Origin of the sequence: Sphingomonas sp. IW22 (genome assembly GCF_041321155.1) — a bacterium.
Lineage (GTDB): Bacteria > Pseudomonadota > Alphaproteobacteria > Sphingomonadales > Sphingomonadaceae > Sphingomonas.
The window spans coordinates 1,543,479-1,565,834 of record NZ_JBGGWB010000001.1 but is presented as its reverse complement, the minus strand read 5'-3'; the positions used below and the strand labels follow the sequence as shown (position 1 = coordinate 1,565,834).

Annotated in this window: 29 protein-coding genes; 15 read left to right on the top strand and 14 right to left on the bottom strand. The window is 67.1% G+C overall.

What is annotated here, in order from left to right; all coding sequences use genetic code 11:
* The first annotated feature begins 84 nt into the window (after window positions 1–84).
* Window positions 85–492 carry a hypothetical protein gene (locus tag ACAX61_RS07890; RefSeq protein WP_370714217.1) on the top strand — a complete coding sequence of 136 codons (408 nt, stop codon included), beginning with the start codon at window positions 85–87 and terminating at the stop codon, window positions 490–492.
* A gap of 28 nt (window positions 493–520) precedes the next feature.
* Here the strand turns inward: ACAX61_RS07890 and ACAX61_RS07885 are convergent, their stop codons facing one another.
* Window positions 521–1,228 (bottom strand): Crp/Fnr family transcriptional regulator, encoded by a 708-nt coding sequence (locus tag ACAX61_RS07885; protein WP_370714216.1) that lies wholly within the window; start codon window positions 1,226–1,228, stop codon window positions 521–523.
* A 91-nt stretch (window positions 1,229–1,319) separates the two neighbouring features.
* Between ACAX61_RS07885 and crtY the strand changes: the two genes are divergently transcribed.
* From crtY to ACAX61_RS07865, 4 genes are all read left to right on the top strand, one after another.
* Complete coding sequence (gene crtY, locus ACAX61_RS07880; protein ID WP_370714215.1) at window positions 1,320–2,483, top strand: lycopene beta-cyclase CrtY; 1,164 nt, start codon at window positions 1,320–1,322, stop codon at window positions 2,481–2,483.
* On the top strand, window positions 2,480–3,958 hold the full coding sequence (locus tag ACAX61_RS07875; RefSeq protein ID WP_370714214.1) for a phytoene desaturase: 1,479 nt from the start codon (window positions 2,480–2,482) through the stop codon (window positions 3,956–3,958). The genes crtY and ACAX61_RS07875 overlap by 4 nt, the downstream gene beginning before the upstream one ends.
* Window positions 3,959–4,049: 91 nt before the next feature.
* The gene (locus tag ACAX61_RS07870; protein ID WP_370714945.1) at window positions 4,050–4,631 is read left to right on the top strand and encodes an LOG family protein; all 582 of its coding nucleotides are present in this window, start codon (window positions 4,050–4,052) and stop codon (window positions 4,629–4,631) included.
* Window positions 4,625–5,569 carry a phytoene/squalene synthase family protein gene (locus ACAX61_RS07865; RefSeq protein ID WP_528084553.1) on the top strand — a complete coding sequence of 315 codons (945 nt, stop codon included), beginning with the start codon at window positions 4,625–4,627 and terminating at the stop codon, window positions 5,567–5,569. Before ACAX61_RS07870 ends, ACAX61_RS07865 begins: the two co-directional genes overlap by 7 nt.
* 10 nt (window positions 5,570–5,579) lie before the next feature.
* Here ACAX61_RS07865 and ACAX61_RS07860 read toward each other — a convergent pair whose 3' ends face one another.
* Together ACAX61_RS07860 and ACAX61_RS07855 are read right to left on the bottom strand one after the other, a co-directional pair.
* A complete protein-coding gene (locus tag ACAX61_RS07860) occupies window positions 5,580–6,377 on the bottom strand; it encodes a ThuA domain-containing protein (protein WP_370714212.1) in 798 nt (265 codons plus the stop codon).
* Window positions 6,378–6,464: 87 nt separating this feature from the next.
* On the bottom strand, window positions 6,465–7,001 hold the full coding sequence (locus ACAX61_RS07855) for an NUDIX hydrolase (protein ID WP_370714211.1): 537 nt from the start codon (window positions 6,999–7,001) through the stop codon (window positions 6,465–6,467).
* Between the two features lie 68 nt (window positions 7,002–7,069).
* Between ACAX61_RS07855 and mscL the strand changes: the two genes are divergently transcribed.
* Window positions 7,070–7,537 carry a large conductance mechanosensitive channel protein MscL gene (gene mscL / locus ACAX61_RS07850; protein ID WP_370714210.1) on the top strand — a complete coding sequence of 156 codons (468 nt, stop codon included), beginning with the start codon at window positions 7,070–7,072 and terminating at the stop codon, window positions 7,535–7,537.
* 103 nt (window positions 7,538–7,640) lie between these two features.
* On the opposite strand, the gene ACAX61_RS07845 is transcribed toward mscL, so the two are convergent.
* The 7 genes from ACAX61_RS07845 to ACAX61_RS07815 form a co-directional block, all read right to left on the bottom strand.
* Window positions 7,641–8,972: an ammonium transporter gene (locus ACAX61_RS07845; protein ID WP_370714209.1), complete on the bottom strand. Its 1,332-nt coding sequence runs from the start codon at window positions 8,970–8,972 to the stop codon at window positions 7,641–7,643.
* A gap of 11 nt (window positions 8,973–8,983) precedes the next feature.
* Window positions 8,984–9,322: a P-II family nitrogen regulator gene (locus tag ACAX61_RS07840; RefSeq protein WP_370714208.1), complete on the bottom strand. Its 339-nt coding sequence runs from the start codon at window positions 9,320–9,322 to the stop codon at window positions 8,984–8,986.
* 156 nt (window positions 9,323–9,478) lie between these two features.
* A complete protein-coding gene (locus ACAX61_RS07835; RefSeq protein ID WP_370714207.1) occupies window positions 9,479–9,688 on the bottom strand; it encodes a putative signal transducing protein in 210 nt (69 codons plus the stop codon).
* Window positions 9,689–9,757: 69 nt separating this feature from the next.
* On the bottom strand, window positions 9,758–10,150 hold the full coding sequence (locus ACAX61_RS07830; RefSeq protein ID WP_370714206.1) for a hypothetical protein: 393 nt from the start codon (window positions 10,148–10,150) through the stop codon (window positions 9,758–9,760).
* A gap of 216 nt (window positions 10,151–10,366) precedes the next feature.
* Window positions 10,367–10,978: a TetR/AcrR family transcriptional regulator gene (locus ACAX61_RS07825; RefSeq protein WP_370714205.1), complete on the bottom strand. Its 612-nt coding sequence runs from the start codon at window positions 10,976–10,978 to the stop codon at window positions 10,367–10,369.
* 95 nt (window positions 10,979–11,073) lie between these two features.
* Window positions 11,074–12,087 carry an aldo/keto reductase gene (locus tag ACAX61_RS07820; protein WP_370714204.1) on the bottom strand — a complete coding sequence of 338 codons (1,014 nt, stop codon included), beginning with the start codon at window positions 12,085–12,087 and terminating at the stop codon, window positions 11,074–11,076.
* An 18-nt stretch (window positions 12,088–12,105) separates the two neighbouring features.
* Window positions 12,106–12,402 (bottom strand): putative quinol monooxygenase, encoded by a 297-nt coding sequence (locus ACAX61_RS07815; protein WP_370714203.1) that lies wholly within the window; start codon window positions 12,400–12,402, stop codon window positions 12,106–12,108.
* A 99-nt stretch (window positions 12,403–12,501) separates the two neighbouring features.
* Here ACAX61_RS07815 and ACAX61_RS07810 point away from each other — a divergent pair, with 99 nt between their 5' ends.
* From ACAX61_RS07810 to ACAX61_RS07800, 3 genes are all read left to right on the top strand, one after another.
* Window positions 12,502–13,218, top strand: coding sequence for an NAD(P)H-dependent oxidoreductase (locus ACAX61_RS07810; RefSeq protein ID WP_370714202.1), 717 nt, complete (start codon window positions 12,502–12,504; stop codon window positions 13,216–13,218).
* A gap of 66 nt (window positions 13,219–13,284) precedes the next feature.
* Window positions 13,285–14,088, top strand: coding sequence for a universal stress protein (locus ACAX61_RS07805; protein ID WP_370714201.1), 804 nt, complete (start codon window positions 13,285–13,287; stop codon window positions 14,086–14,088).
* A gap of 61 nt (window positions 14,089–14,149) precedes the next feature.
* The gene (locus ACAX61_RS07800; RefSeq protein ID WP_370714200.1) at window positions 14,150–14,596 is read left to right on the top strand and encodes a potassium channel family protein; all 447 of its coding nucleotides are present in this window, start codon (window positions 14,150–14,152) and stop codon (window positions 14,594–14,596) included.
* Between the two features lie 7 nt (window positions 14,597–14,603).
* On the opposite strand, the gene ACAX61_RS07795 is transcribed toward ACAX61_RS07800, so the two are convergent.
* The 3 genes from ACAX61_RS07795 to ACAX61_RS07785 are packed head-to-tail and all read right to left on the bottom strand — an operon-like array spanning window position 14,604 to window position 17,430.
* On the bottom strand, window positions 14,604–15,710 hold the full coding sequence (locus ACAX61_RS07795) for an NAD(P)/FAD-dependent oxidoreductase (protein ID WP_370714199.1): 1,107 nt from the start codon (window positions 15,708–15,710) through the stop codon (window positions 14,604–14,606).
* The gene (locus ACAX61_RS07790) at window positions 15,689–16,375 is read right to left on the bottom strand and encodes a methyltransferase domain-containing protein (RefSeq protein ID WP_370714198.1); all 687 of its coding nucleotides are present in this window, start codon (window positions 16,373–16,375) and stop codon (window positions 15,689–15,691) included. The genes ACAX61_RS07795 and ACAX61_RS07790 overlap by 22 nt, the downstream gene beginning before the upstream one ends.
* Entirely contained in the window at window positions 16,372–17,430 is a 1,059-nt protein-coding gene (locus ACAX61_RS07785) for a type III polyketide synthase (RefSeq protein WP_370714944.1), read from the bottom strand. Before ACAX61_RS07785 ends, ACAX61_RS07790 begins: the two co-directional genes overlap by 4 nt.
* Before the next feature lie 171 nt (window positions 17,431–17,601).
* On the opposite strand from ACAX61_RS07785, the gene ACAX61_RS07780 reads away from it, so the two are divergent.
* The 6 genes from ACAX61_RS07780 (at window position 17,602) to ACAX61_RS07755 (ending at window position 21,073) form a co-directional block, all read left to right on the top strand.
* Window positions 17,602–17,805, top strand: a complete 204-nt coding sequence (locus tag ACAX61_RS07780) for a hypothetical protein (protein WP_370714197.1) — start codon at window positions 17,602–17,604, stop codon at window positions 17,803–17,805.
* A 177-nt stretch (window positions 17,806–17,982) separates the two neighbouring features.
* Entirely contained in the window at window positions 17,983–18,261 is a 279-nt protein-coding gene (locus ACAX61_RS07775; protein WP_370714196.1) for a hypothetical protein, read from the top strand.
* A 222-nt stretch (window positions 18,262–18,483) separates the two neighbouring features.
* The gene (locus tag ACAX61_RS07770; protein WP_370714195.1) at window positions 18,484–18,657 is read left to right on the top strand and encodes a hypothetical protein; all 174 of its coding nucleotides are present in this window, start codon (window positions 18,484–18,486) and stop codon (window positions 18,655–18,657) included.
* Window positions 18,658–18,704: 47 nt separating this feature from the next.
* On the top strand, window positions 18,705–18,989 hold the full coding sequence (locus ACAX61_RS07765; RefSeq protein WP_370714194.1) for a hypothetical protein: 285 nt from the start codon (window positions 18,705–18,707) through the stop codon (window positions 18,987–18,989).
* Window positions 18,990–18,995: 6 nt separating this feature from the next.
* A complete protein-coding gene (locus ACAX61_RS07760) occupies window positions 18,996–19,883 on the top strand; it encodes a transglutaminase family protein (protein ID WP_370714193.1) in 888 nt (295 codons plus the stop codon).
* 152 nt (window positions 19,884–20,035) lie between these two features.
* Window positions 20,036–21,073, top strand: a complete 1,038-nt coding sequence (locus ACAX61_RS07755; protein ID WP_370714192.1) for an extracellular catalytic domain type 1 short-chain-length polyhydroxyalkanoate depolymerase — start codon at window positions 20,036–20,038, stop codon at window positions 21,071–21,073.
* Between the two features lie 5 nt (window positions 21,074–21,078).
* Here ACAX61_RS07755 and ACAX61_RS07750 read toward each other — a convergent pair whose 3' ends face one another.
* On the bottom strand, window positions 21,079–22,344 hold the full coding sequence (locus ACAX61_RS07750; RefSeq protein WP_370714191.1) for a dicarboxylate/amino acid:cation symporter: 1,266 nt from the start codon (window positions 22,342–22,344) through the stop codon (window positions 21,079–21,081).
* Between the last annotated feature and the right edge of the window lie 12 nt (window positions 22,345–22,356).

Below are 22,356 nucleotides of genomic sequence, written 5' to 3'. Positions count from 1 at the left end.
GACAACGACGCGCGGGGCAAGTTTGACGGTCGTCAAGGCGCAGCCCGGCGACGGGCGCGAAAGTGGCGATAAAGGAGATTCGCCATGACCCGTATGCACAGCGCCGCCACCCTTGCCGACAGGGCAATCGTCCGCCGCAACCGCGCCGATCGCGCGTTCGACCTGCACCCCGCCATGTTCGCGGCGACGGTCGGCGCCTATTTCCTGTTCCTTGCCATCATGGGCCTGACATTCATGAACGGGGAGCTGTGGCTGCCGTTCGCGGTGTTCGTCGCCTATATCGCCATGGCGTTCGGCGTCCCCGCCTTGTGGGCGCGGATGGTGGAGCCGCGCGAGGGCCGCTTTGCCAGCTGGTCCGAATTCATGGCGGAAGGGCTGGAAACCGGCAGCGGCTGGCTGAACGGCAAGGCGGTGGTGGCACAGGTGATGACGCTGCCGGTGCTGATCGTCGGATGGGGCCTGATCATCGCCGCGATCCGCGCCGGCGTCTGAGGCAGGGGAGGGGCCGGAGCCGAGCGGTTCAGCCGCCGGTCCCGGCCAGCGCCCGCGGATCGTGCAGCACGATGCCGCGGGCGCCGCTGCGCGCGATCACGCCGTCGCGCTCCATTGCGGTCAGCTGGCGGCTGACGGTTTCGATCGACAGGCCCAGCAGCCCCGCCATTTCGCCGCGCGTCAGCGGCAGGTCGAATCGGTCAGCGGCATGGCACCCCGCCCCCGCCGCGCGCGAAAAGGCGATCAGCAATCCCGCCACGCGCCCGCGCGCATCGCGCCGCCCGATCAGGTCGGCCAGTTCATGCGCCCGGTCCAGTTCGGCCAGCGTGCGTTCCAGCACGCGACGGGCAAGTTCGGGATAATCGGCCATCAGCCGTTCGAAATCCCCGCGCGGGAACAGGCACAGCTCGCATTCGCCAAGCGCGATCGCGTCATAATCCAGCGTATGGGCGAACAACCGGCCCAGCAGCCCGGCGGGGTGGACCAGCGCGACGATGCGTTCGACGCCGTCGGCATCGGTGGTCGCCAGCTTGGCCGCGCCCGACACCAGCGTCGCGCAGGCGACCGCGTCGTCACCGGCGGCAAAGATCGTCTCACCCCGCGCGAAATGCCGGTGGCGGCCAAGGCGCGACAGCTCTGCCAGCCCCGCTGCGTCCAGCCCCGCACACACCGCTTCGCCCCGCACCGGACAGCGCGCGCATGACAGCGGTTCGGCAAGGGCGTGGAGCAGCGTCATTGCGCGCTGCTTCTACCCCATCGGCGGCGCGCATGAAATCGGCGCGTGCCATCCCCTTTCCAGTCCCCGCGCTTACCGCTAGGCGGGGGCGATGCCGTCCACCCATCGTTGCAATGTCGCGATCGTCGGCGCGGGCCTGGCCGGGGGGCTGATCGCGCTCGCGCTGGCGCAGAAGCACCCCGATCTAGACCTGCGGCTGATCGACGCGGGCGAGACGGTCGGCGGCAACCACCTCTGGTCCTTTTTCGAAAGCGACGTGGCGGCGCAGGATCGCTGGCTGGTGGAGCCGCTGATCTGTCATCGCTGGACCGGATATGACGTCGCCTTTCCGGCGCATCGCCGGACGCTGGCCGCGCATTACCGCAGCATCGAATCGGAACGGCTGGACCGGGTGGTGCGCGAACGGTTGCCCGACGGCGCGCTGATGCTGGGGCGGCGCGTGCTGGCGGCCAGCGCGACCGCCGTGGTGCTGGGCGATGGCGAGCGGATCGAGGCCGATGGCGTGATCGATTGTCGCGGCGCCGCCGACCTGTCGATGCTGAGCATGGGCTGGCAGAAATTCGTCGGCCAGGAACTGGTGCTGGATGCCCCCCATGGCGCGCCGCGCCCGATGGTGATGGACGCCGGGGTCGAGCAGATCGACGGCTATCGCTTTGTCTATTGCCTGCCCTTTGCCGCGGACCGGATGTTCGTGGAGGACACCTATTACAGCGACACGCCCGACATTGACGATGGTGCGCTGACCGGGCGCATCGCCGCTTATGCCGATGCGCGCGGATGGCCGGTCGCGCGGGTGGCGCGGGTCGAGCGCGGGGCGCTGCCCGTCGTGTGGGCGGGCGATTTCGAGGGATATTGGACCTCTGGCGGGCGGGGCGTCGCCAAGGCGGGGGTCCGCGCGGGGCTGTTCCACCCGCTGACCGGCTATTCGCTGCCCGACGCGGTGCGGACCGCCGCGCTGATCGCGCGCGCGCGCGATTTTTCGGGCGCGGCGCTGCACCAGCTGACGCACGGCCACGCCGCCGCGACGTGGAAGGCGCGGGGATTTTACCGCGCGCTGACGGCGATGCTGTTCCGCGCCGCCGAACCGGGGGAACGCTGGCGCGTGCTGGAGCGCTTCTACCGGCTCGATCCCGCATTGATCGGGCGCTTTTATTCCGGTCAATCGACCATCCTAGACAAGGCGCGTGTCCTTGCCGGCAAGCCGCCGGTGCCGGTCGGACGCGCCATCGCCGCCATTCGGGAGATCAAGGCGTGAAGACCGCAGCGGTCATCGGTTCGGGTTTCGGGGGACTGGCGCTAGCCATCCGCCTTCAGGCAGCCGGCGTGCAGACGACCATATTCGAGGCGCGCGACAAGCCCGGCGGGCGGGCCTATTTCTGGGAGCGTGACGGCTTCACCTTTGACGCCGGACCCACGGTCATCACCGCGCCCGAGGCGTTGCGGGAGCTGTGGGCATTGTCGGGCCATGACATGGCCGAGGATGTCGAGCTGTTGCCGGTCAATCCCTTTTACCGGCTGAACTGGGCCGACGGGACGAACTTCGACTATACCAACGACGACACCGTGCTGCGGCAGGAGATCGCCAAGCTCGATCCCGGCGATATCGAGGGTTATGCCCGCTTCCTCGATTATTCGCGCGGCGTGTACGAGGAAGGGTATGTAAAGCTGGGCGCCAAGGCGTTCCTCGACTTTGGCTCGATGATCAAGGCGGCGCCCGCGCTGGCCAAATATCAGGCGTGGCGGTCGGTCTATTCGATGGTCTCCAGCTTCGTGAAGAACGAGAAGCTGCGCCAGGCGCTGAGCTTTCACACGCTGCTGGTCGGCGGCAATCCGATGAAGACCAGCGCGATCTATGCCCTGATCCACAAGCTGGAGCGCGACGGGGGCGTCTGGTTTGCCAAGGGCGGGACCAACCGGCTGGTTGCGGGCATGGTCCGCCAGTTCGAGCGGCTGGGCGGCGTGGTGCGGCTGGACGATCCGGTCGCGTCGATCGAAACGCTGGGCGACCGCGCAACGGGTGTGACGACGGCCAGCGGCTTTCACCTGGATGTCGATGCCGTCGCGTCGAACGCCGACCTGATGCACAGTTACCGCGACCTGCTGTCCGGGTCGCGCAGCGCCCGGCGGACCACGCAGTCGCTTGAGAAGAAGAAATTCTCGCCCTCGCTGTTCGTCGTGCATTTCGGCATCAAGGGGACGTGGCCGGGCATTCCGCACCACATGATCCTGTTCGGCCCGCGCTATAAGGGATTGCTGGCCGACATTTACGACCATGGCGTGTTGTCGGAGGATTTCAGCCTTTACCTGCACCACCCGACCGTCACCGATCCATCGATGGCGCCGGAGGGTCATTCGACCTTCTACGCGCTGGCGCCGGTGCCGCATCAGGGGCGTTTTCCCGCCGACTGGGACGCGATCAAGGACGAATATGAGCGCCGCATCCTGGACGAGGTGGGCCGCCGCCTGATCCCCGACATCCACGAGCGGATCGTCACCAAGTTCAGCTATACCCCCGCCGATTTTACCCGCGATCTGGCCGCGCATCTGGGCAGCGCGTTCAGCCTGGAGCCGCTGTTGACGCAAAGCGCCTTTTTCCGCGCGCACAACCGTGACGATCACATCCCCAACCTGTATTTCGTGGGTGCGGGCACGCATCCGGGCGCAGGCATTCCGGGTGTCGTCGGCAGCGCCAAGGCGACGGCGGCACTGATGCTGGAACAGCCGCGATAAACCGCTGCGCCCCCCGCCCGCGAATGGGCGGCGGGGTTGCGCCGCGTGCCATTTAACGATTGTCGTGACCGAAACCGTTGCAGGACAGATGATGAAGCGTATCGCCGTTTATTGCGGGTCGGCCACACCGGCCGATCCGACCTATATCGAATGTGCGCGGCTGGTCGGCCGCACCCTGGCGGAGCGCGGCATCGGCGTCGTCTATGGCGGCGGGCGGCTGGGCCTGATGGGTGCGGTGGCGGACAGCGCGCTGGCAGCGGGCGGCGAGGTGATCGGCGTGATCCCGCAGGCGCTGGTCGATGCCGAAGTCGCGCATCGCGGGCTGACATCGCTGGAAACCGTGTCGACCATGCATGAGCGCAAGCAGCGTTTCACCGACCTGTCGGACGCGTTCCTGACGCTGCCGGGCGGCACGGGAACGATGGACGAATTGTGGGAAGCGATGAGTTGGTCGCAGATCGGCTATCACTCAAACCCCGTCGGGCTGCTCAACTGGCAGGGTTTCTATGACCCGCTGGTCAGCTTTGTCGATCGCATGGCCGATGTGGGATTCCTGCGTCCGCAGCACCGCGACATCCTGATCGTCGATGGCGATCTGAACCGGTTGGTCGAGCGGATGGATGCTTATCAGCCGCATGTGCCGATCACGCGGATGGCGCGCGAGGCATTGTGAGGTCGCCGCACCAGCGCGCGGTGCTGGTCGACGGCGCGCGCCGTTCGATCGCGCGCGGGTCGAAAAGCTTTGCCGCCGCGTCGCAACTGTTTGACCGCGCGACGCGGGAGCGGGCGTGGCTGCTTTATGCCTGGTGCCGCGCGTGCGACGATGTGGCCGACGGACAGGATCATGGCCATGGCATGACGCGCGTCGACGATGCGCCGGCGCGCATCGCCCGTTTGCGTGCGATGACCGATGCGGCGTTCGCGGGCGAACTGACCGGCGAACCGGCGTTCGACGGCCTGGGCATCGTGGTTGCTGAAACAGGCCTGCCCAAGCGGTTTGCCGATGACCTGATCGACGGATTTCAGCTGGACGCCGACGAATGGCGCCCGCGCAGCGAGGCGGACCTGTACCGTTATTGCTATCATGTCGCGGGTGCGGTCGGGTGCATGATGGCGGTCGTGATGGGCGTCGATCCGGCGGACGAGGCGACGCTGGACCGCGCCTGCGACCTGGGGCTGGCGTTTCAGTTGTCGAACATTGCCCGCGATATCGAGGAGGATGACCGCGCGGGCCGATGCTATCTGCCGGTCGAATGGCTGGTCGAGATGGATATGCCGCCGGGGCAGCACATGAAGCCGCCCTATCGCCCGCGCCTGTCGGTGCTGGCGCGGCGGCTGGCGGAACGCGCGGCGCTGCACGAGGAAAGCGCGCGTGGGGGCACCCCGGCGCTATCGTATCGCTCGGCCTGGGCAGTGCTGGCGGCGGCGGGGATTTACGGCGACATCGCGCGTCGGGTGGCGGAGCGCGGCGACCATGCGTGGGACCACCGCGTCACCACGTCGAAGCGGGAAAAGGCCGCCTGGATCGCGCGTGCGGGCGTGCAGGCCGCAGGGCGGGGGCGATATGCCGACGCCCCGCGCGACCCGGTGCTGTGGACCCGCCCGCGCTGAGCGCGAACGCCTAGCGCGCGGCCCAGCGGATCGCGTTGGTCAGGAAGCGGCGATAAGTGGGATCGTCATAGGATTCGGGCGTGTGGCCCAGCGCCGAATAGACGACGCGGCCCTTGGCGCGCGGATTGGTCCAGATCATCGGGTGGTTGGCGCCCATCGCCAGTTTCTCGCCGGGGCGATAGCTGCTCTCGTCCACGCTCGCCAGCACGGTCATGCCGCGCGTCGCGGGGTCGTGGGAAAAGGAATACCATTCGTCCTTGGGCGTCCACGATTGCGGAATGCCCGCCATGACGGGGTGGGCGGCCTGGTTCACGACCATGCGCGCGGACTGGATATGATCGTCGCCATTGGGGTGCCCGGTAAAGGTGGTGCCGATGATCGTGTCGACATACCAGGGCGCCTTGTGGCTGTTGTCGCCCGCCGCGTGCAACGCAACCACGCCGCCACCGCGCGCGACGAAGCGTTCGAAGGCGGCGCGCTGTGCCGGGGTCATGAAATCGCCGCTGGCGCTGTTCAGCACGACGACCGAAAAGCGCTTGAGCAGCGCATCGTCGAACACGGCGGCATTTTCGGTCGTGAAGCTGGTGCGGCCCAGATCGTGGGCGATGCCGGCAATGACTTCGTTCGAATGCGGGATATGTTCGATGTGCCGCCAGCCATTGGTCTTGGACAGGATCAGCACCGCGCCGGGCTTTAGCGTGGGCGGCAGCGTCGGGGGCGTGCGATCATAGCTGGGTTTGGGCAGATGCGGGTTCGGGGCCGCTTGCGGCGTCATCAGCGCGCCGATCATCGCCAGCAAACGGATCATCTGCATTCTCCCCACTCATGTTCGCGGTCGATGCCGCCTGCCCTGCTGTCATAGCGCCGAGCGACGCCATGCGTCGACCTCTGACATTCAGGCGATGTTCGCCGGTCCCAGCAGCATCAGCAATCGCACATCGACGCCGCAGCCCGCCGCCCGACGTTCATCGAGGAAAGCCGGGATTTCGCTCAACCGAACGTGGTGGACGGTAATGTCTTCTCCGTCGACGCCGCCGCCGGGGCCAACCTGGGTCAGGTCGGTCGCGCGCATCAGGGTGAAGCTTTCCGATACCAGACCGGGGGCCGACCAGAAGTCGCCCATCGGTTCGACCCGTCCGGCGCGCCAGCCCGTTTCTTCCTCCAGCTCGCGTCCCGCGGCTTCGACCGGGTCCTCCCCATCGGTTTCGTCGCCGATCAGGCCGGCCGGTAGTTCGACGCAGCGACGGCCCAGCGGCACGCGATATTGTTCGACCAGCAGCACATGATCGTCCTGAACCGCCAGGATCACCGCGGCATGAATACCGCGCGTGCGCGCCACATATTCCCAGCGGCCCTTGCGCTTCGCTTCGATAAAGCGGCCGGCCCACATGGTCTCGACGGGTTTGTCATGGTCGAAATGATCGTCTTGCATCCGCTCGCCAGTCTGTTGGTGTCGGGTTAGGTTGCCCGCGCCTTTAACCGGGAAGAGGGGACTGCACCATGCTCAAGGATTTTCAATCATTCATCGCGCGCGGCAACGTGCTGGATCTGGCGGTGGGTGTCATTATCGGCGCGGCGTTCGGCAACATCACCAAGTCGCTGACCGACGACGTCATCATGCCGGTGATCGGCGCGATTTTCGGCGGTGTCGATTTTTCGGGCTATTTCCTGCGGCTGGGGCCGGTCCCTGAAGGGTATGCCGGGTCGCTGAACAATTATGCCGCGTTGAAGGCGGCGGGCGCGCCGCTGTTGGGTTTCGGCCAGTTCATCACCGTCGTGATCAATTTCCTGATCCTGGCGTTCATCGTTTTCCTGCTGGTGCGCAGCGTCAACCGGCTGCTGGCGCGGCTGGAAAAGGAAAAGGTCGAGGGCAATGCCGCCCCCGCCGCCGATCCGGCCGATGTGGTGCTGCTGCGCGAGATCCGCGACGAGCTGAAGGCCGCGCGCGGGACGCCGCCGGTGGCGTGATAAAAAAAGGCCGGTGCATTGCTGCACCGGCCAGGGGTCCGCAGGAGGAACCCGGTGACGGGACCGGCCGGGGATTGAAGCCGGTCCCGAAGCTTGTGAAACCTCAGTAGTTGTAGGCGCGCTCGCCATGCTCCCCGAGGTCGAGGCCTTCGCGTTCCACCTCTTCGGAAACCCGAAGTCCGGTGAGCGCCTTGGCAATGAAGAATGCGATGGCCGATCCGATCGCGGCCCAGCCGCCGGCGATCAGCACCGCGACCACCTGGGTCACGAACTGCGGGCCGAGGGCATAGTCCGCCGCACCCGGACCGCCGAGCGACGGCAGCATGGTGAAGGCGGTACCGATCGAGCCGATGATGCCGCCGATGCCGTGGATGCCGAATGCGTCCAGCGAGTCGTCGAGGTTGAGCTTGGGCTTCACGCTGACCACGAAGAAGGCGCACAGGATGGCGGCGATCGCACCCAGCAGGATCGCGCCGAACGGGCCCGAATTACCTGCCGCCGGGGTGACGGCGACCAGGCCGGCAATGGCACCCGAACATGCGCCGAGCAGCGAGCTCTTGTGACCCAGTACCCGTTCGGTCAGCATCCAGAACAGCACGCCCGCAGCGGTGGCGACGAAGGTGTTGATCATGGCCAGCGCCGCCGAACCATTGGCTTCCAGTGCCGAGCCGGCGTTGAAGCCGAACCAGCCCACCCACAGCAGACCGGTGCCGATCAGCGTCATGGTCAGCGAGTGCGGCGCCATGATGTCCTTCTTGTAGCCCAGGCGCGGGCCGAGGATCAGCGCGCCGACCAGTGCCGAGATACCGGCATTGATGTGGACGACGGTGCCGCCCGCAAAGTCGAGCGCCGCCGGTTCCCAGTTGAACAGCAGGCCGTTACCCGCCCACACCATGTGCGCGATCGGGAAGTAGACGATCGTCAGCCAGACGACCGCGAAGACCATCAGCGCCGAGAACTTCAGACGCTCTACCAGGCCGCCGACGACCAGCGACACGGTGATCGCGGCAAAGGTCATCTGGAAGGCGATGAAGACATATTCGGGGATGACGACCCCGTCGGAGAAGGTCGCTGCCGTCGAATCGGCGGTGACACCGGCCAGGAACAGCTTGCCGAAGCCCGAAATGAAGGCGTTGCCGCCGTCACCGAACGCCATGGTATAGCCGTAGATGACCCAGATGATCATCGCCAGGCTGGCCACGGCCAGGATCTGGGTCAGGACCGACAGCATGTTCTTGGTGCGGACAAGGCCGCCATAGAAGAGTGCGAGGCCCGGCACGATCATCGCCATGACCAGCACGGTCGAGATCATCATCCAGGCGGTATCGCCCTTGTCGGGCGTGGGCGCGGCAGCGGCCGCTTCCTGCGCCCAGGCGGGCATCGCCGCCATCAGGCTCGCCGCGCCGGCGGCGAAAGGTGCAATCAAACGCTTCATCCTGTCCCCCCTCACAGCGCCGTCTGGTCGGTTTCGCCGGTGCGAATCCGCACCGCCTGACCGACATCGAGCACGAAGATCTTGCCGTCGCCGATCGAACCGGTGTTCGCGGCAGCTTGAACGACTTCAACCACGCGCGGGGCCAGGTCGGTGGCGCAGACCACCTCGACCTTGATCTTGGGCACCATGTTCGTGGAGTATTCGGCGCCGCGATAGATTTCGGTTTGGCCCTTCTGACGGCCAAAACCCTTCACTTCGCTGACGGTCATGCCGGCCACCCCGACTTCGGTCAGCGCTTCGCGCACCTCGTCGAGCTTGAACGGTTTGATGATGGCGATGATTAGCTTCATGTCGCCCCCTCGGCTGTTTCCCGAGGAACAGATCAGCAAGGGGCGTGCCAAATGGCAAAATGGCGGGTTTGCGTGGCCGCCACCCGCCCTATTTGTTACCGAAGTGTTGATTTTTGTGCATCGGCGAACGGCTGCCCAATTTTCGGGCAGTCGCGATCAGTCGCCCGATGCTTCGGCCAGCACGGCGCGCGCTTCGGCCAGATCGTCGGCATCGACCATCACGCGCACGGGGATGAGGAAAGCGCTGCCTTCCCCAAGGCTCATTTCCGCGTCGAAGCTGACGGCGGGGATGCCGGCTGCTTCCAGTGCGCCGGCGACCACATGCGCCTCGATCCGGTTGAACCGGCCAAGTTCGGCAAGCGCCATCAGCGGCACCGGGGGAGCGGCGGGGTCATCGACCCGAAATGGGCGCGGCGATGTCCGCGCGCAAGCGGGTCAGGCGGCGCGGCGGGCGCGGGCCGATGTCGCGCGGGCGCGGTCGGCGGCGATGCTGTCGACGACCAGCTCATATTGGCGCAGGTCGAAGCCGGCATCGAGGAAGGCGCGCACTTCGTCGCCGTCCACCGTGTAGCCATGATGCCAGCTGAGCACCGCGATCCGGCGAAGTGCTTCAAGCCGGGGGTCGGCAAGGCGTGGATTGGGGCGTTCGCCGAACAACGTGCCCATCGCCATGGCGATGCGGCCCGGCTGGCGCAGCGACGACAGGCTGTCACGCCGTGCCAGTGCGACCACCGACCATTCCAGCGCGGAAAGGGTGGCGGTGCGCCCGCCATCGAGCGGCAGGTCGGCGCAACCGGCGGCAGTTTCGGCAAATGCAAGATAGGCCATGGCGAACGTCCTTCCCCGAACGGCGCGCGGGCGCGATCCGCCGAACGACACGGACGGTCGAACGGGCGGCGTTTCGCGAACGCGGCGGTGTTTTTCAATCGCGGATTGCGGTACTCAATACTGCACCGCTTCCATACCGAGCGGTATATAAACCACCCTGTGACGGGTCAAGCGACTTTCATACCGATCGGTTCAAAAAAAATCGGAGAGCGGCCTTCAGCGCGTGGGCCACAAACGCAGCGCCAGGTCGACGGTGCATTCCAGCTGTTCGCGCGTGGCACCGGCGCCCGCCTGAACGGCCAGCCCCTGAAGAAAGGCGAACAGATAGTTGATCAGATCGTCGACCACGACATCGGCGCCGAAATCGCCGTCCGCGCGTGCACGCTCGAAGCGTTCGACCATTGCCGCGCGTGACGATGCACGCCGGGCGATCACCTCTTCGCGAATGGCCTGCGATTCGTCGCCGCACGCAATGCTGCTGATGACGCCAAGGCACCCCTTGGCCGCGCAATCGCTGGTCTGGTTGTCGATGCCGCCGCGCATCAGCCGTTCGGCCACACCGCGCGCGGTCGGCGCGTCAAGTGCGCAGCGCATATAGTCCAGCTTTTCGCGCTCATACAGGTCCAGCGCCTGACGAAACAGCGCCTCCTTGTTGCCGAATGCGGCGTACATGCTGGGCCGGGTGATGCCCATCGCTTCGGTCAGGTCGGTGATCGAAGCGCCTTCATACCCCTTGGTCCAAAATACGCGCAGCGCCGCCGCCAGCGCCGTTTCGGCGCAAAAGCCGCGCGGGCGGCCCTTGGGAGCGGGAGTCAGGAGGGTTGCCATGGCGCCGATATACGTCCTGCGCGCGCCGCTTTCAAATGGGCGGGGTGCGGCATCCCCGCAAGCGCCGTTTGCGGGCGCCTGCGGGGCAATCTGGGTTATGCCGCGCCGGGCAGCGGGGCGTCGGGGTGAACCAGCGCGGCATCGCGCAACGCCCGCCAGAAATCGGCCGGGACCGATTCGGTAAGCGCGGCGCTGTCCTCCGCAATGCGGCTGGGGCGGCTGGCACCGGGGATGACCGCCGCGACGGCGGGGTTGGCGAGCGAGAATTGCAGCCCGGCGGCCTTCATGCTGACGCCGTGGCGGTCGGCAATCGCCTTGATCCGGGCGACCTTGTCAAGAATGGCGGGCGTGGCGGGCGCATATTCGAAATTCGGCCCACCGACGAGCGCGCCGGAGCTGTAGGGGCCGCCGACGACGATGCCCAGGCCGCGTTCGGCCACCATCGGCATCACCCGCTGAAGCGCGCGGGCGTGGTCGAGCAGCGTATAGCGCCCGGCCAGCAGAAACGCGTCGGGCCGGGGCTCTTCCAGTTCGAGCAGCAGCTCGATCGGCTCCACCTTGTTCACGCCAAGGCCCCAGGCCTTGATCACCCCTTCGTCGCGCAGCCGGTCGAGCGCCTTGAACGCGCCGCCGCGCGCTTCCTCGAACCGGGCGATCCACTGGTCGCCCCAGAAATCCTGCGCCAGATCGTGGACGAAGGCGATTTCGATATGGTCGGTCCGCAGCCGCTTCAGGCTGTCCTCGATCGAGCGCAGCGTGGCGTCATAGGAGTAATCGTTGACGATGCGGTTGGGGCGGCCATGGGCAAAGACATCGCCCTTTTCGCCATTGTCGCGCAGGCTGACATCCTCAACCTCGTCCAGGATGACGCGGCCGACCTTGGTGCTGATGACATATTCGTCGCGCGGACGCCCGGCCAGCGCCTCACCCATGCGAAGCTCGGCCAGCCCCGCGCCGTAAAAGGGGGCGTTGTCGTAATAGCGGATGCCGTCGTTCCACGCGGCCTCGACCGTGGCGAGCGCTTCCTCTTCGGGAATGGCGCGAAACATGTTGCCAAGCGGCGCGGCGCCAAAGCCGAGCTTGCCGGGCAGAATGTCCTTGAGTGACATGAGGCGGTCTCCTTGGGTTCAGGCGACGTCGATGGGGTCGAGCAGCAGGACGTCGCGTTCGGTCAGCGCCGCGCTGGCGGCGGCGAAGGCGCGGAAATGGGCACTGTCGCGGTGCGCGGCAATGGCCGCTTCGTCGACATACAACTCGTCGATGGCGAAGCGGGCGGGGTCGGCCCGGTCCTGCCACAGGTCATAGCGCAGATTGCCCGGTTCGGCCCGGCTGGGCGCCAGCATCGTGTCGATCAGCGCGCGCAGGTCCGCGGCCTTGCCGGGCAGCGCGGTCAGAACGGCAACGATCTTGATCGGTTGGCTCATGGGGTCGGATCCTTCGACAGGGGGTGAGATAGGTTAGGTAGTTTTACCAATCGCGGGCCTTGCGGCCATTTCCTAGCATCCTGGGGGAAGGAGAAGGCAATGGCAGCCGCCGAGCGGGCTGGACCGCCCGCGAACGAACCACGCGCCGCAACGGGCCCGATCGTCCATCACGTCGTCGTCGGACACCCCAATCCCGCCAGCTTCTGTCGTTCGATGGCCAGAACCTATTGCGAGGCGGTGGTCGCCAACGGGCAGGTCGGCGACCTGCACGATCTGTACATGCACAGTTTCGACCCGCTGCTGAGGGTGGAGGAGCGCCCCGGCCCCGCTTATCGCTTGCACGCCGATGTCGCGGCGGAACTGGACCGGGTGCAACGGTCCGATGTGCTGGTGCTGGCCTTTCCCATCTGGTTCGGGCTGCCGCCAGCGATCATCAAGGGTTATGTCGACCGCATCCTGGGCGCCGGATTTGTTACCAGTACTCTGAGCGAACACCGGCCCAGTCCTGTGTTGAAGGGCAAGCGGCTGGTCATTCTGTCGTCGTCGGGCACGACGCGGCCATGGTTGGAGGAGCGGGGGCAATATTCGGGCCTTCGCCACGCGTTCGACCTGTATCTGACCGAAATCTTCGGCATGACGGGGCCGGACCGGATGCATTTCGACGGCATCGTGCCCGATGCCCGGCCCGATTATATCGACCAGTGCCTGGAAGACGTGCGGCAGCGGACAAACGCGATCTGCGCCGACCTGTTGCGGCTGCGCCACGCCGAACGCGCGCGAGAGGCGATGCGGCGGCAGGGCGGCCGGCAGCCTTAAGTAGCTTTGCGAATGTTGTGACGGGGAGAGTGCCTGCATCCTTGCGAACGACCGACGGAGATAGTCATGAAGAATATCCTTCTTCTTATCCACGACGATGAAGGTCAGGAGGCGCGCTATCAGGTGGCGCTGGATGTCACGCGCGCGACGGGCGGTCACCTGATCTGTGTCGACCTGACCGCCATTCCCGAATTCACCGATGATTATGGCGGCACGGTCGCCGTGATGATGGCGCGCGAGATGGAGGTAGAGGCCGCCAATCGGGCGCGCATGATCGCCCGGCTGGAGCATGAGGACGTGTCGTTCGAATGGATCGACCGGACCGGTTTTGCCGCGCAGGCGATTCGCGATCATGCGGGGCTGACCGACCTGATCGTGCTGAGCACCGACTGGGCAGGCGAGCTGTGCCCGCATCTGGCCGATGTGGTCGGCGACGCGCTGGTCCGGCTGGGCAAGCCGGTGCTGGTGGTGCCCGCAAAGGCGCGCAGGCTGGACGTGGCGAACCGTGCGATGGTGGCGTGGGACGGTTCGGAAAACGCGCAGGCCGCGTTGCAGGCGTCGGTCCCGCTGCTGTCGCTGGCGCGCACGGTCACGCTGTTTCATGTGGATGACGGGGGCCAGGGACTGCCGGCGGAGGCGGCGGCGCGATACCTGTCGCGCCACGGGATCGAGCCGGTCGTCCAGCACGAACCGGCGACGGTGGACCGGCCGGGTAACGCGCTGCTGACCGAAATCGGGCGGGGGCAACATGACTGGCTGGTGATGGGCGCATTCGGCCACAGCCGGACGATCGAGGCGATGTTCGGCGGCACGACGCGCACCATGCTGGAACATTCGCCGGTGCCGATCCTGATGGCGCACCGGCGATAAGGCGCGCATCCGGGCAGTTACGGATGACCCCGGCGGGATTTTGGCCCTAGCATCGCGGCCCATGCAATTATTGCTGGAGCTTGCCGCCGCCACGGCCATGGTCGCCGCCACCGTGACCACGCATCTGGCCGGGCTGGCGGCGCTTTTGGCGTTGCTGCGCCGTCATCGTCAGGGGCGGCCCGACCGACGCGGCCTGATTGCCGAGGGGTTGGCGATCGTCGCGGCGGCGGCGGGGCTGTTCGTGCTGCACGGGATCGAAATCTGGGCCTATGCCGCCCTTTATCTGGGCGTCGGGGCGGTAGGGAACCTTGAGACGGCGCTCTATTTCTCGACCGCATCCTATACGACGGTCGGGTACGGCGATGTGGTGCTGGACCCGCGATGGCGCGTCGTCGGCGCCATCGAAAGCGCGAACGGCATCATCCTGCTGGGCTGGTCGACGGCGTTTTTCGTGAGCATCGTCGGGCGCATCCGCTGGCTGGAGGCAGAGGCGCAGGAATTGTCGTGACCTTGGCTCAGCCCGCCAGCGCGGCGTCGATCCGTGTCAGCCGGGCGAGCAGCGACAGGATTTGCGGCCGCGCCGATGCCGCGCGCAGGGCAAGGGCGGCCATGCCCGGTCGCTCCGCCAGATGCCACGCCGCCGATGCGATGCCCACAGGCCGCCACAGCCGCCGCGCCAGCGCGCGCTGAAACGCGATCGAGGCGTTCGGACCACCCGTGGCATAAGCGTCGGCGGCGGCGGCGGCGCTGGCCATTGCAATCGCCATCCCCTCGCCCGCGACGGAAGGGATGACCGCCGCCTGATCGCCCAGCCGGAACAACCCCGCGCGTCCGTTGCGCGCACGCCAGCCATAGGGGACGTTGGCGACCGCATCGACCGGCGAGCCGCTCAGGCGATGGGCCAGTCGCTCCCCCAGTTGCGGTAGCTCCGCGCCGATGGCCGCCAGCAGGCGTTCGGGGCTGCCCGCCTGTTTCAGGCGCGACCGGCGCACCGCCAGGCACAGATTGGCGCCGCCATCCTCCTGCCGGACCAGCCCGGCATAGCCGCGATCGACGAGATGGAGTTCGATTGTATCGCCCACCGACCGGTCGAGCGCCGCCGACGCGCTCAGCCGCACGCGCAGGCCAACCGCCGGGTCGCCGCCGCGCGCGTCGCCGGGGCGGGACAGGCCGCGCAGTTCATGCTTGCCCGTCGCCAGAAAGATCGCGTCGGCAGCCAGTTCGCGACCGTCATCCAGCCGCGCGACATTGCCGGTGACGGCGCGGACGCCGGTGCCACGCTCGATCGCCGCGCCCGCGCGTGCCGCCGCATCCAGCATCAGCGTGTCGAGCCGCCGCCGCGAAACGGCGCGTGCGGGGAAGCGCAGGGGCGCCTCAACTACCCGTTCGCGGGTCAGCAGGCGCAGCCGTGTGACGGGCGCGGGGTTCAGCGCATCGGCGGCAATGCCCATCCGCGCCAGCATTGCCAGCGTCCGCCCGCTCAGGAAACCGCCGCAAAGCGCGTCCCCTGTCTCGACGCTGCGTTCGAGCAGCAGGTGCGGCAGGCCCGCGCGCGCCAGATGCAGCGCCAGCGTCGCACCCGCCGGGCCGCCGCCGACGATCAGCGCCGGTATTCGACGCATAGCCGGAACGGGAACGCGCGGAACACGCGCGCCTGATGACAGCCCGCGCGCGCCAGCAACGACTGCCACTCCGCCGTGCGAAACGCGCGCGCGATCGACACGGTGCCGTCGTGGCGTACGATCGGGTGCCAGCGGGCGATGCGCGCCAGAATGGGATAGCCGATATGCGCGACCCGGTGGCGGTGCAGGTCGTTGACGAACCAGCCGACCCGCGCGTGCGACTGCATGAAACGGAGGAAGGCGATCAGTTCGTCCACGTGCATGTGATGGGCGACCAGACTGGAAATCACTACGTCCCACGGCTCTGCCAGCATCGCATAGTCGCCGGTGATCCAGCGGATGGCCGAGCCGGGGGGCGTATGCGCGCGCGCAGCGCGTTCGCTGCGCGGGTTGATGTCGATGCCCACCAGCTCGACCGACAGGCCACGCCGTTGCGCCCATCCCTCGATCCGGCGCAGCATGTCGCCGTCGCCAAAACCGACGTCGAGGATGCGCAGCGACGAACGCCCCCGCGCGGCCCGGTTCAGAAACGCCATTGTCGGGCGCGCGGCCAGCGTCACCCGGTTCACTCGCGCCAGATCGGCCACCACCCGCGCATAGACATCGGCGTCGAGATCGGGGTCGTCCATCAATTCGGGCGTGTCGGCACGCCGGGCGAGGTTCATGGCGCGCTGCCGAACGAAAAGCCCTCTGCCGCAAGGCCGGGACCGAAGGCGAGGGCAACGCCGCGCTGAACCGGCGGACCGGCCAGCAACCGTGCCAGCACGAACATCAGCGTCGCGGACGACATGTTGCCATTGTCGGCCAGCACGCTGCGCGATGCCGCCAGCGCGGTCGGCGGCAGCGCCAGCGCCCGCTCTACCGCGTCGAGGATCGAGCGGCCGCCCGCATGGACCGCCCAGCCGTCAATGTCCGATGGCGCATGGCCGCCCGTGGCGGCAGCGGCGAAGGCGGGGTCCGCCAGCGCATCGGCAATGCGGCCGGGCACTTCACCGGACAGGTGCATGACAAAGCCATGATCGGTGATCGCCCAGCGGATCAGGTCCTGACTGTCGGCCAGCGTGGTGGCAAATGGTTGTCCGATCGCCAGCCCGCCGGGTTCCGCCGTCACCAGCGCGGCGGCGGCGCCGTCCCCGAACTGAAGCATCGCGAGGATCGATTCGAGATCGGATGTCTGTTGCAGGTGCAGCGTCGACAGCTCCACCGTGACGACCAGTACGCGCGCCGCCGGATCGGACCGGACGATGTGGCGCGCCGAACGCAGCGCGGCGACGGCGGCGTAACAGCCCATGAACCCGACCAGCAGCCGCTCGGTCGAGGGGGGCAGGGCCAGGCGGCGGGCAATGATCTGGTCGATACCGGGCGCGACGAACCCGGTGCAGCTGGCCACGACCAGATGGGTGATGCCGTCCAGCGCCACCTGTTCCCCCAGCCGTTCGATGGCGCGCAGCGCCAGCGCGGGCGCCTGTTCGGCATAGATGGCCATGCGCGCCGCGGTGCCGGGCCACATCGCACCATCGTAAAAGCCGCCCGCGTCGATCAGCGGTGCGTCGCGCGGCAGCACCGACCAGCGATGGCCGATTCCCGACCGGCCCGCCATGCGCGCGAACAGCCGTTCATCCCGGCTGCCCGCCAACCGGTTCGCCGCCCAGTCGAGGAAGATGGGGTGAACGTCGTGATCGGGCACGGCGGTGCCGACGGCATGAAGAAAGCTGGCCAGAACACACTCCTGATACGGACATCACCAACGCCCCACACGGGGATTGGAGCCGTGCGCCGTCCCTTGTATTCGAGGGCCGCGAACCCCATCTTGGACGTATCGCACCCCATGCCCCGGCGCCGGTGCGACTGAGAGATTCGTGCGCTCCCCGCCTGTGACGGGACGACTGCGATGACCCCCCATCAAATTGATATGCCAGGCGTGGTGCCCGACCAGCCTGCTTGCCCTGCCGGATTGGCGGCGGACGCATCGACCGCGCCGCTTGCGGCCATGAAGGCCCGGCTGATCGACGATTTCACGCAAGGTCGCATTCAAAGCGGCGCGTGGGGATATGCCCACCGCGCGCGTGTGCTTCGCCAGATGTCCACTCACTGATCGAAGGAACGAGCCATGGCCAAAAGTCAGCGCAAGGGCAGCAAGGAAGCGCGCAAGCCCAAAAAGCCCAAGCCGCCGAAGCTGAACGCGTCCCAGCCGACGATGAAGGGCGCTGCCGCCCCGATGAAAGCATGACCGGCGCGCACTGCGCCGAACGCCAGCAAACAGGAGCCGCCCATGTATCCATCCCTTGCCCTATGCCGCCGTCAGGAAGTCATCCAGCGGACCCGCGCGGCTGAGGCTTCGCTGACGAATGTGCGGCTGGTCGCCGAAGCCGCCGCCGCGGCGTGGCAGTCCGAGGCTTTGTACGCCGAAAAGCGGGAGCGGCGTGAGGAGAAGCGGCTGGAGCTTCGCGCCGCATCGGCCGGTGGGACGCCGGTGGCGACCGCCGAAGACGACGGCTGGTTCAGCGAAAATCCCGACCGGGGTCTGGCCGATACGCGGCGGGCGAACTGAACATCGTGAGTGCCGCCCAAAATCGCCTTGTCAGAGAGGCGAATGATAACCGTAATATCATTGAAATCATCGCGGTGAGATCAGGAATATTTCGGCGGCGGGCTTATGTTACGTCCCATAAAAGACTATATCAACATTATCGCTGGCAGGACCCGTTTCGTAGGCGCCGGTGACTGAGAGACTTTGCGCTCCCGCTTACACAAAATCGGGGGAGCCATTTTCATGGACCTGAATTATCTTCTCAGCCGCCATCAAATCGCTTTGATGCAGGCGGACGCCGCCGCGTCGGTCGAGGCACGGCATGTGCATCGCAATTTCGCCCGCCATTATGCCGCGCGCGTGAACGAGCTTCAGGAAAAAATGGGCGCCGGCGGACGGTTGGGCCCGAGCGCGTAACGGCGGCGTTGAATATTCCGGTCGGCAGTTTGCAAAGGATATCGCCTATGAATGACGAACAGGCCGAAAAGCCCGCTTCGCCCGCACGGGCGTCGATGAACAAGCCGTTTCGCCGCAAGTTCGATACCGTGCGGCTGGCGCCCGATGCGCTGGAGCGGCAGATTGGCATCACCCGGCTGGCATGGTCGGCCATGGGTACCGACGCCGCGATCCTGTTTTTGAACAATCACAGCGAGCCGCTGTCGGGGCGCCCGCTGGACGTCGCCATCGCCAGCGCGACGGGATATGAGGCGGTGGCACGCGCGATTTCGGCGCAATCCGCCGCCGAATAGCCGCCGATGCTGCTGACCATCTGTCACCGCACGATCTATCGCTATGCCCGGCCGGTCATGTTGCTGCCGCACCGGATGATGTTGTGCCCGCGCGGCCAGCACGACCTGCGCCTGCTGACCACGTTGCTGAGCTGCACCCCGCCGGCGCATATCGAATGGACGCAGGATGTGTTCGGCAACCTGATCGCGACCGCGAGTTTTGTGGAGCCGACCGACATGCTGACCATCGACAGCCGCATGGTCGTCGATCAGTCGGCGACGGCATGGCCGGTGTTCAAGATCGCGCCGTCAGCGCATTATTTCCCCTTCGAATATTCGCCGGACGAGCTGACCGACCTGGGTGCGCTGCGCGAACCCGGCGGTGCGGGCGCATCGACGGCGATTGCGGAGTGGGCGGACGGCTTTCGGGTCGAAGGGCCGACCGATACGCTGACCTTGCTGAAGGACATGAATCAGCGGATCGCCACGACATTCACTTATCGCATTCGTGATGAGGAAGGGACGCAGACCCCCGACGAGACGATCCGCCTGCAAGGGGGGTCGTGCCGCGATTTTGCCGCGCTGTTTATCGAGGCGGTGCGCCATCTGGGCTTTGGCGCGCGGGTGGTGTCGGGCTATCTTCAGGCGGAGGGCGACGGGGCGGAGCAGCATGGCTCCACTCATGCCTGGGCCGAAGTATATCTGCCCTGCGCGGGCTGGATCGCGTTCGATCCCACCCATGCGCGGGTCGGCGGGGCGGGGCTGATCCCGGTCGCGGTCGCACGCAACATCGAACAGATTTTGCCGGTCAGCGGCAGCTATACCGGGGCGCCGGAGGATTTCGTCGATATGCGGGTCGAGGTCAGCGTGACGGCCGGCACCGTGCTGGCAAGTGCGATGGACCGCAAGGGCTGAAGCGTCCCTCTGGCCGGGCAAACCCGCCCGATCAACGATAAGGCCCCCTTGCGCATCGCGGCCATGGCCACGACGTTGTGCAGTGCAGCATTGCGCCGGAGGGCGTGCTGGTGCGATTGTCATGGCGTTCCGCCCTGGCACGGAGACCTGCCTTGCGAAGCCTTAGCGACACGATCCGGCGGCTGAACGCCCGACGCAACTTTACCCTTCCCGAATTCAATTTGCCGACGATGTCGGACCTGCCCAACCTGTCCGATCTGCCGGGCATGCCGTCATTGGGGCAGCCGTCGGGGGCGCTGACGCCGCTGGACGGGTTCGGATCGAATCCGGGTGCGCTTTCGGCATTCACCCATGTGCCCGCTGATCTGCCCGCCGGCGCGCCGCTGGTCGTCGTGCTGCACGGCTGCACCCAGACGGCGGCGGCGTATGACCGGGGGGCGGGCTGGTCGCAACTGGCCGACGAGCATGGCTTTGCGCTGCTTTATCCCGAACAGCGGCGGGCGAATAACGCCAATCTGTGCTTCAACTGGTTCGAGCCGGGCGATACGCGGCGCGACGCGGGCGAAGCCATGTCGATCCGGCAGATGATCGCCGCCATGGTGCGCGCGCACAAGCTGGACGCGAACCGCATCTTTGTCACCGGCCTGTCGGCGGGCGGGGCGATGACGTCGGTGATGCTGGCGACCTATCCCGAAATATTCGCCGGGGGCGCGGTGATTGCCGGGCTGCCCTATGGCTGCGCGACGAGTGTACCGGAAGCGTTCGACCGGATGCGCGGGCACGGCACGCCGACCGGCGCGGAGCTGGGCCGCCGGGCCAGAAGCGCGTCGGCTCATGACGGCCCGTGGCCGCGCGTTTCGGTATGGCATGGCAGCGCCGACACGGTGGTTGCCCCGTCCAACGCGCTGGCGGTGATCGACCAGTGGCGCGAAGTCCATGGCATCGCCCCCGGCGCGGGTGCGCGCGACATGGTCGACGGGCATGAACGCCGCCGCTGGACCGGGCACGACGGGATGGCGGTGATCGAATCCTATTCGGTGGCGGGGATGGGGCATGGCACGCCGGTCAATCCGACGGGCGATGACGGGGCGGGCGCGGTCGGCCCACACATGCTGGCGGCCAGCATTTCATCCACGCGGCATATCGCCCGCTTCTTCGGCGTGGACCGCCCGCGCGTGAACGGCGGGTAAGCGGCTCAGCTCGTCGCCGCGCGTGACGGCTCCGGCGGCGCGTCGCGGCCCGCCACCATCGTGGCGATGGCAAGGTCGCCGGTGACGTTCAGCATGGTGCGGCACATGTCGAGCAGCCGGTCGACGCCCAGGATCAGGCCGATGGCCGCCGGGGGCACGCCGACACTGGCCAGAATGATCGCAACGACGGGCAGCGATCCGGCGGGAACGCCCGCCGTGCCGATGCCGCCCAGGATGCAGACCAGCATCACGCTGCCCTGCTGCGCCAGCGTCAGTTCGACGCCGAAGAACTGGGCGAGGAAGATCACCGCCACCCCTTCGAACATGGCGGTGCCGTTCTGGTTGGCGGTCGCGCCGATGGTCAGGACAAAGCGCGAAATCTTGCGCGGCAGCTTCAGCTCATGCTCCGCCGCCGACAGCGCGGTCGGCAGCGTGGCGTTGGAGGATGCGGTGGAAAAGGCCATCAGCATCGGCGCCTGAACCCCGCGAAAAAAGCCGATCGGCCCGCGCCCTGCGAACAGCCAGACGCAGATCGGATAGACGACGAACATCTGGATCGCGAGTGCGCCGACCACGGTGCCGACGAATGCGCCCAGCCGCACCAGCACGTCGGCGCCGAACTCCGCCGTCAGGTTGAACATGAAGGAAAAGACCGCGATCGGCGCCAGGCGGATGACGAAGCCGATCAGCGTCAGCGTGACCTCCAGCATCCCCTCGATCGCCTGAGCCAGCGTCGCGACCTTTTCCCCCCTGGCCACGACCATGCCGATGCCGAAGGCCAGCGCAAAGACCATCACCGCCAGAATGTCATCCTCTGCCGCCGCGCGAAACACGTTGGAGGGGATGATGTTGAGGAAGCTGGCGACGCCCGACGGTGTGTCGCGCGACTGGCCGACGATGGCGCCTGCCCCTTCGCGCGCGCTGGCCAGCATGTCGCGTGCGACCACGGGATCGACGCCGTCGCCGGGGCGGATCAGATTGACCAGCGCCAGCGCGATCAGCACCGACAGGGTCGAGAGCAGGAAGGTGAACAACAGCGTCCGCACGCCCACCCGCCTGAGCGAGGCGAGGTCGCCCATTTCCCCCACCCCCGTCACCAGCGCTGCGAACAGCAGCGGGATGACCAGCATGAACAACAGGCGCAGAAAGACCTGACCGATCGGGCCGGTGACATAGGTGGTGATGAAGCCGACCCACGCCGCCCCCTCCGCCGCCCAGTTGGCAGCGAGGCCGAGCGCGAGGCCCGCGACCAGCCCCAGCAGCATCTGCATGTGCAGGGGAAA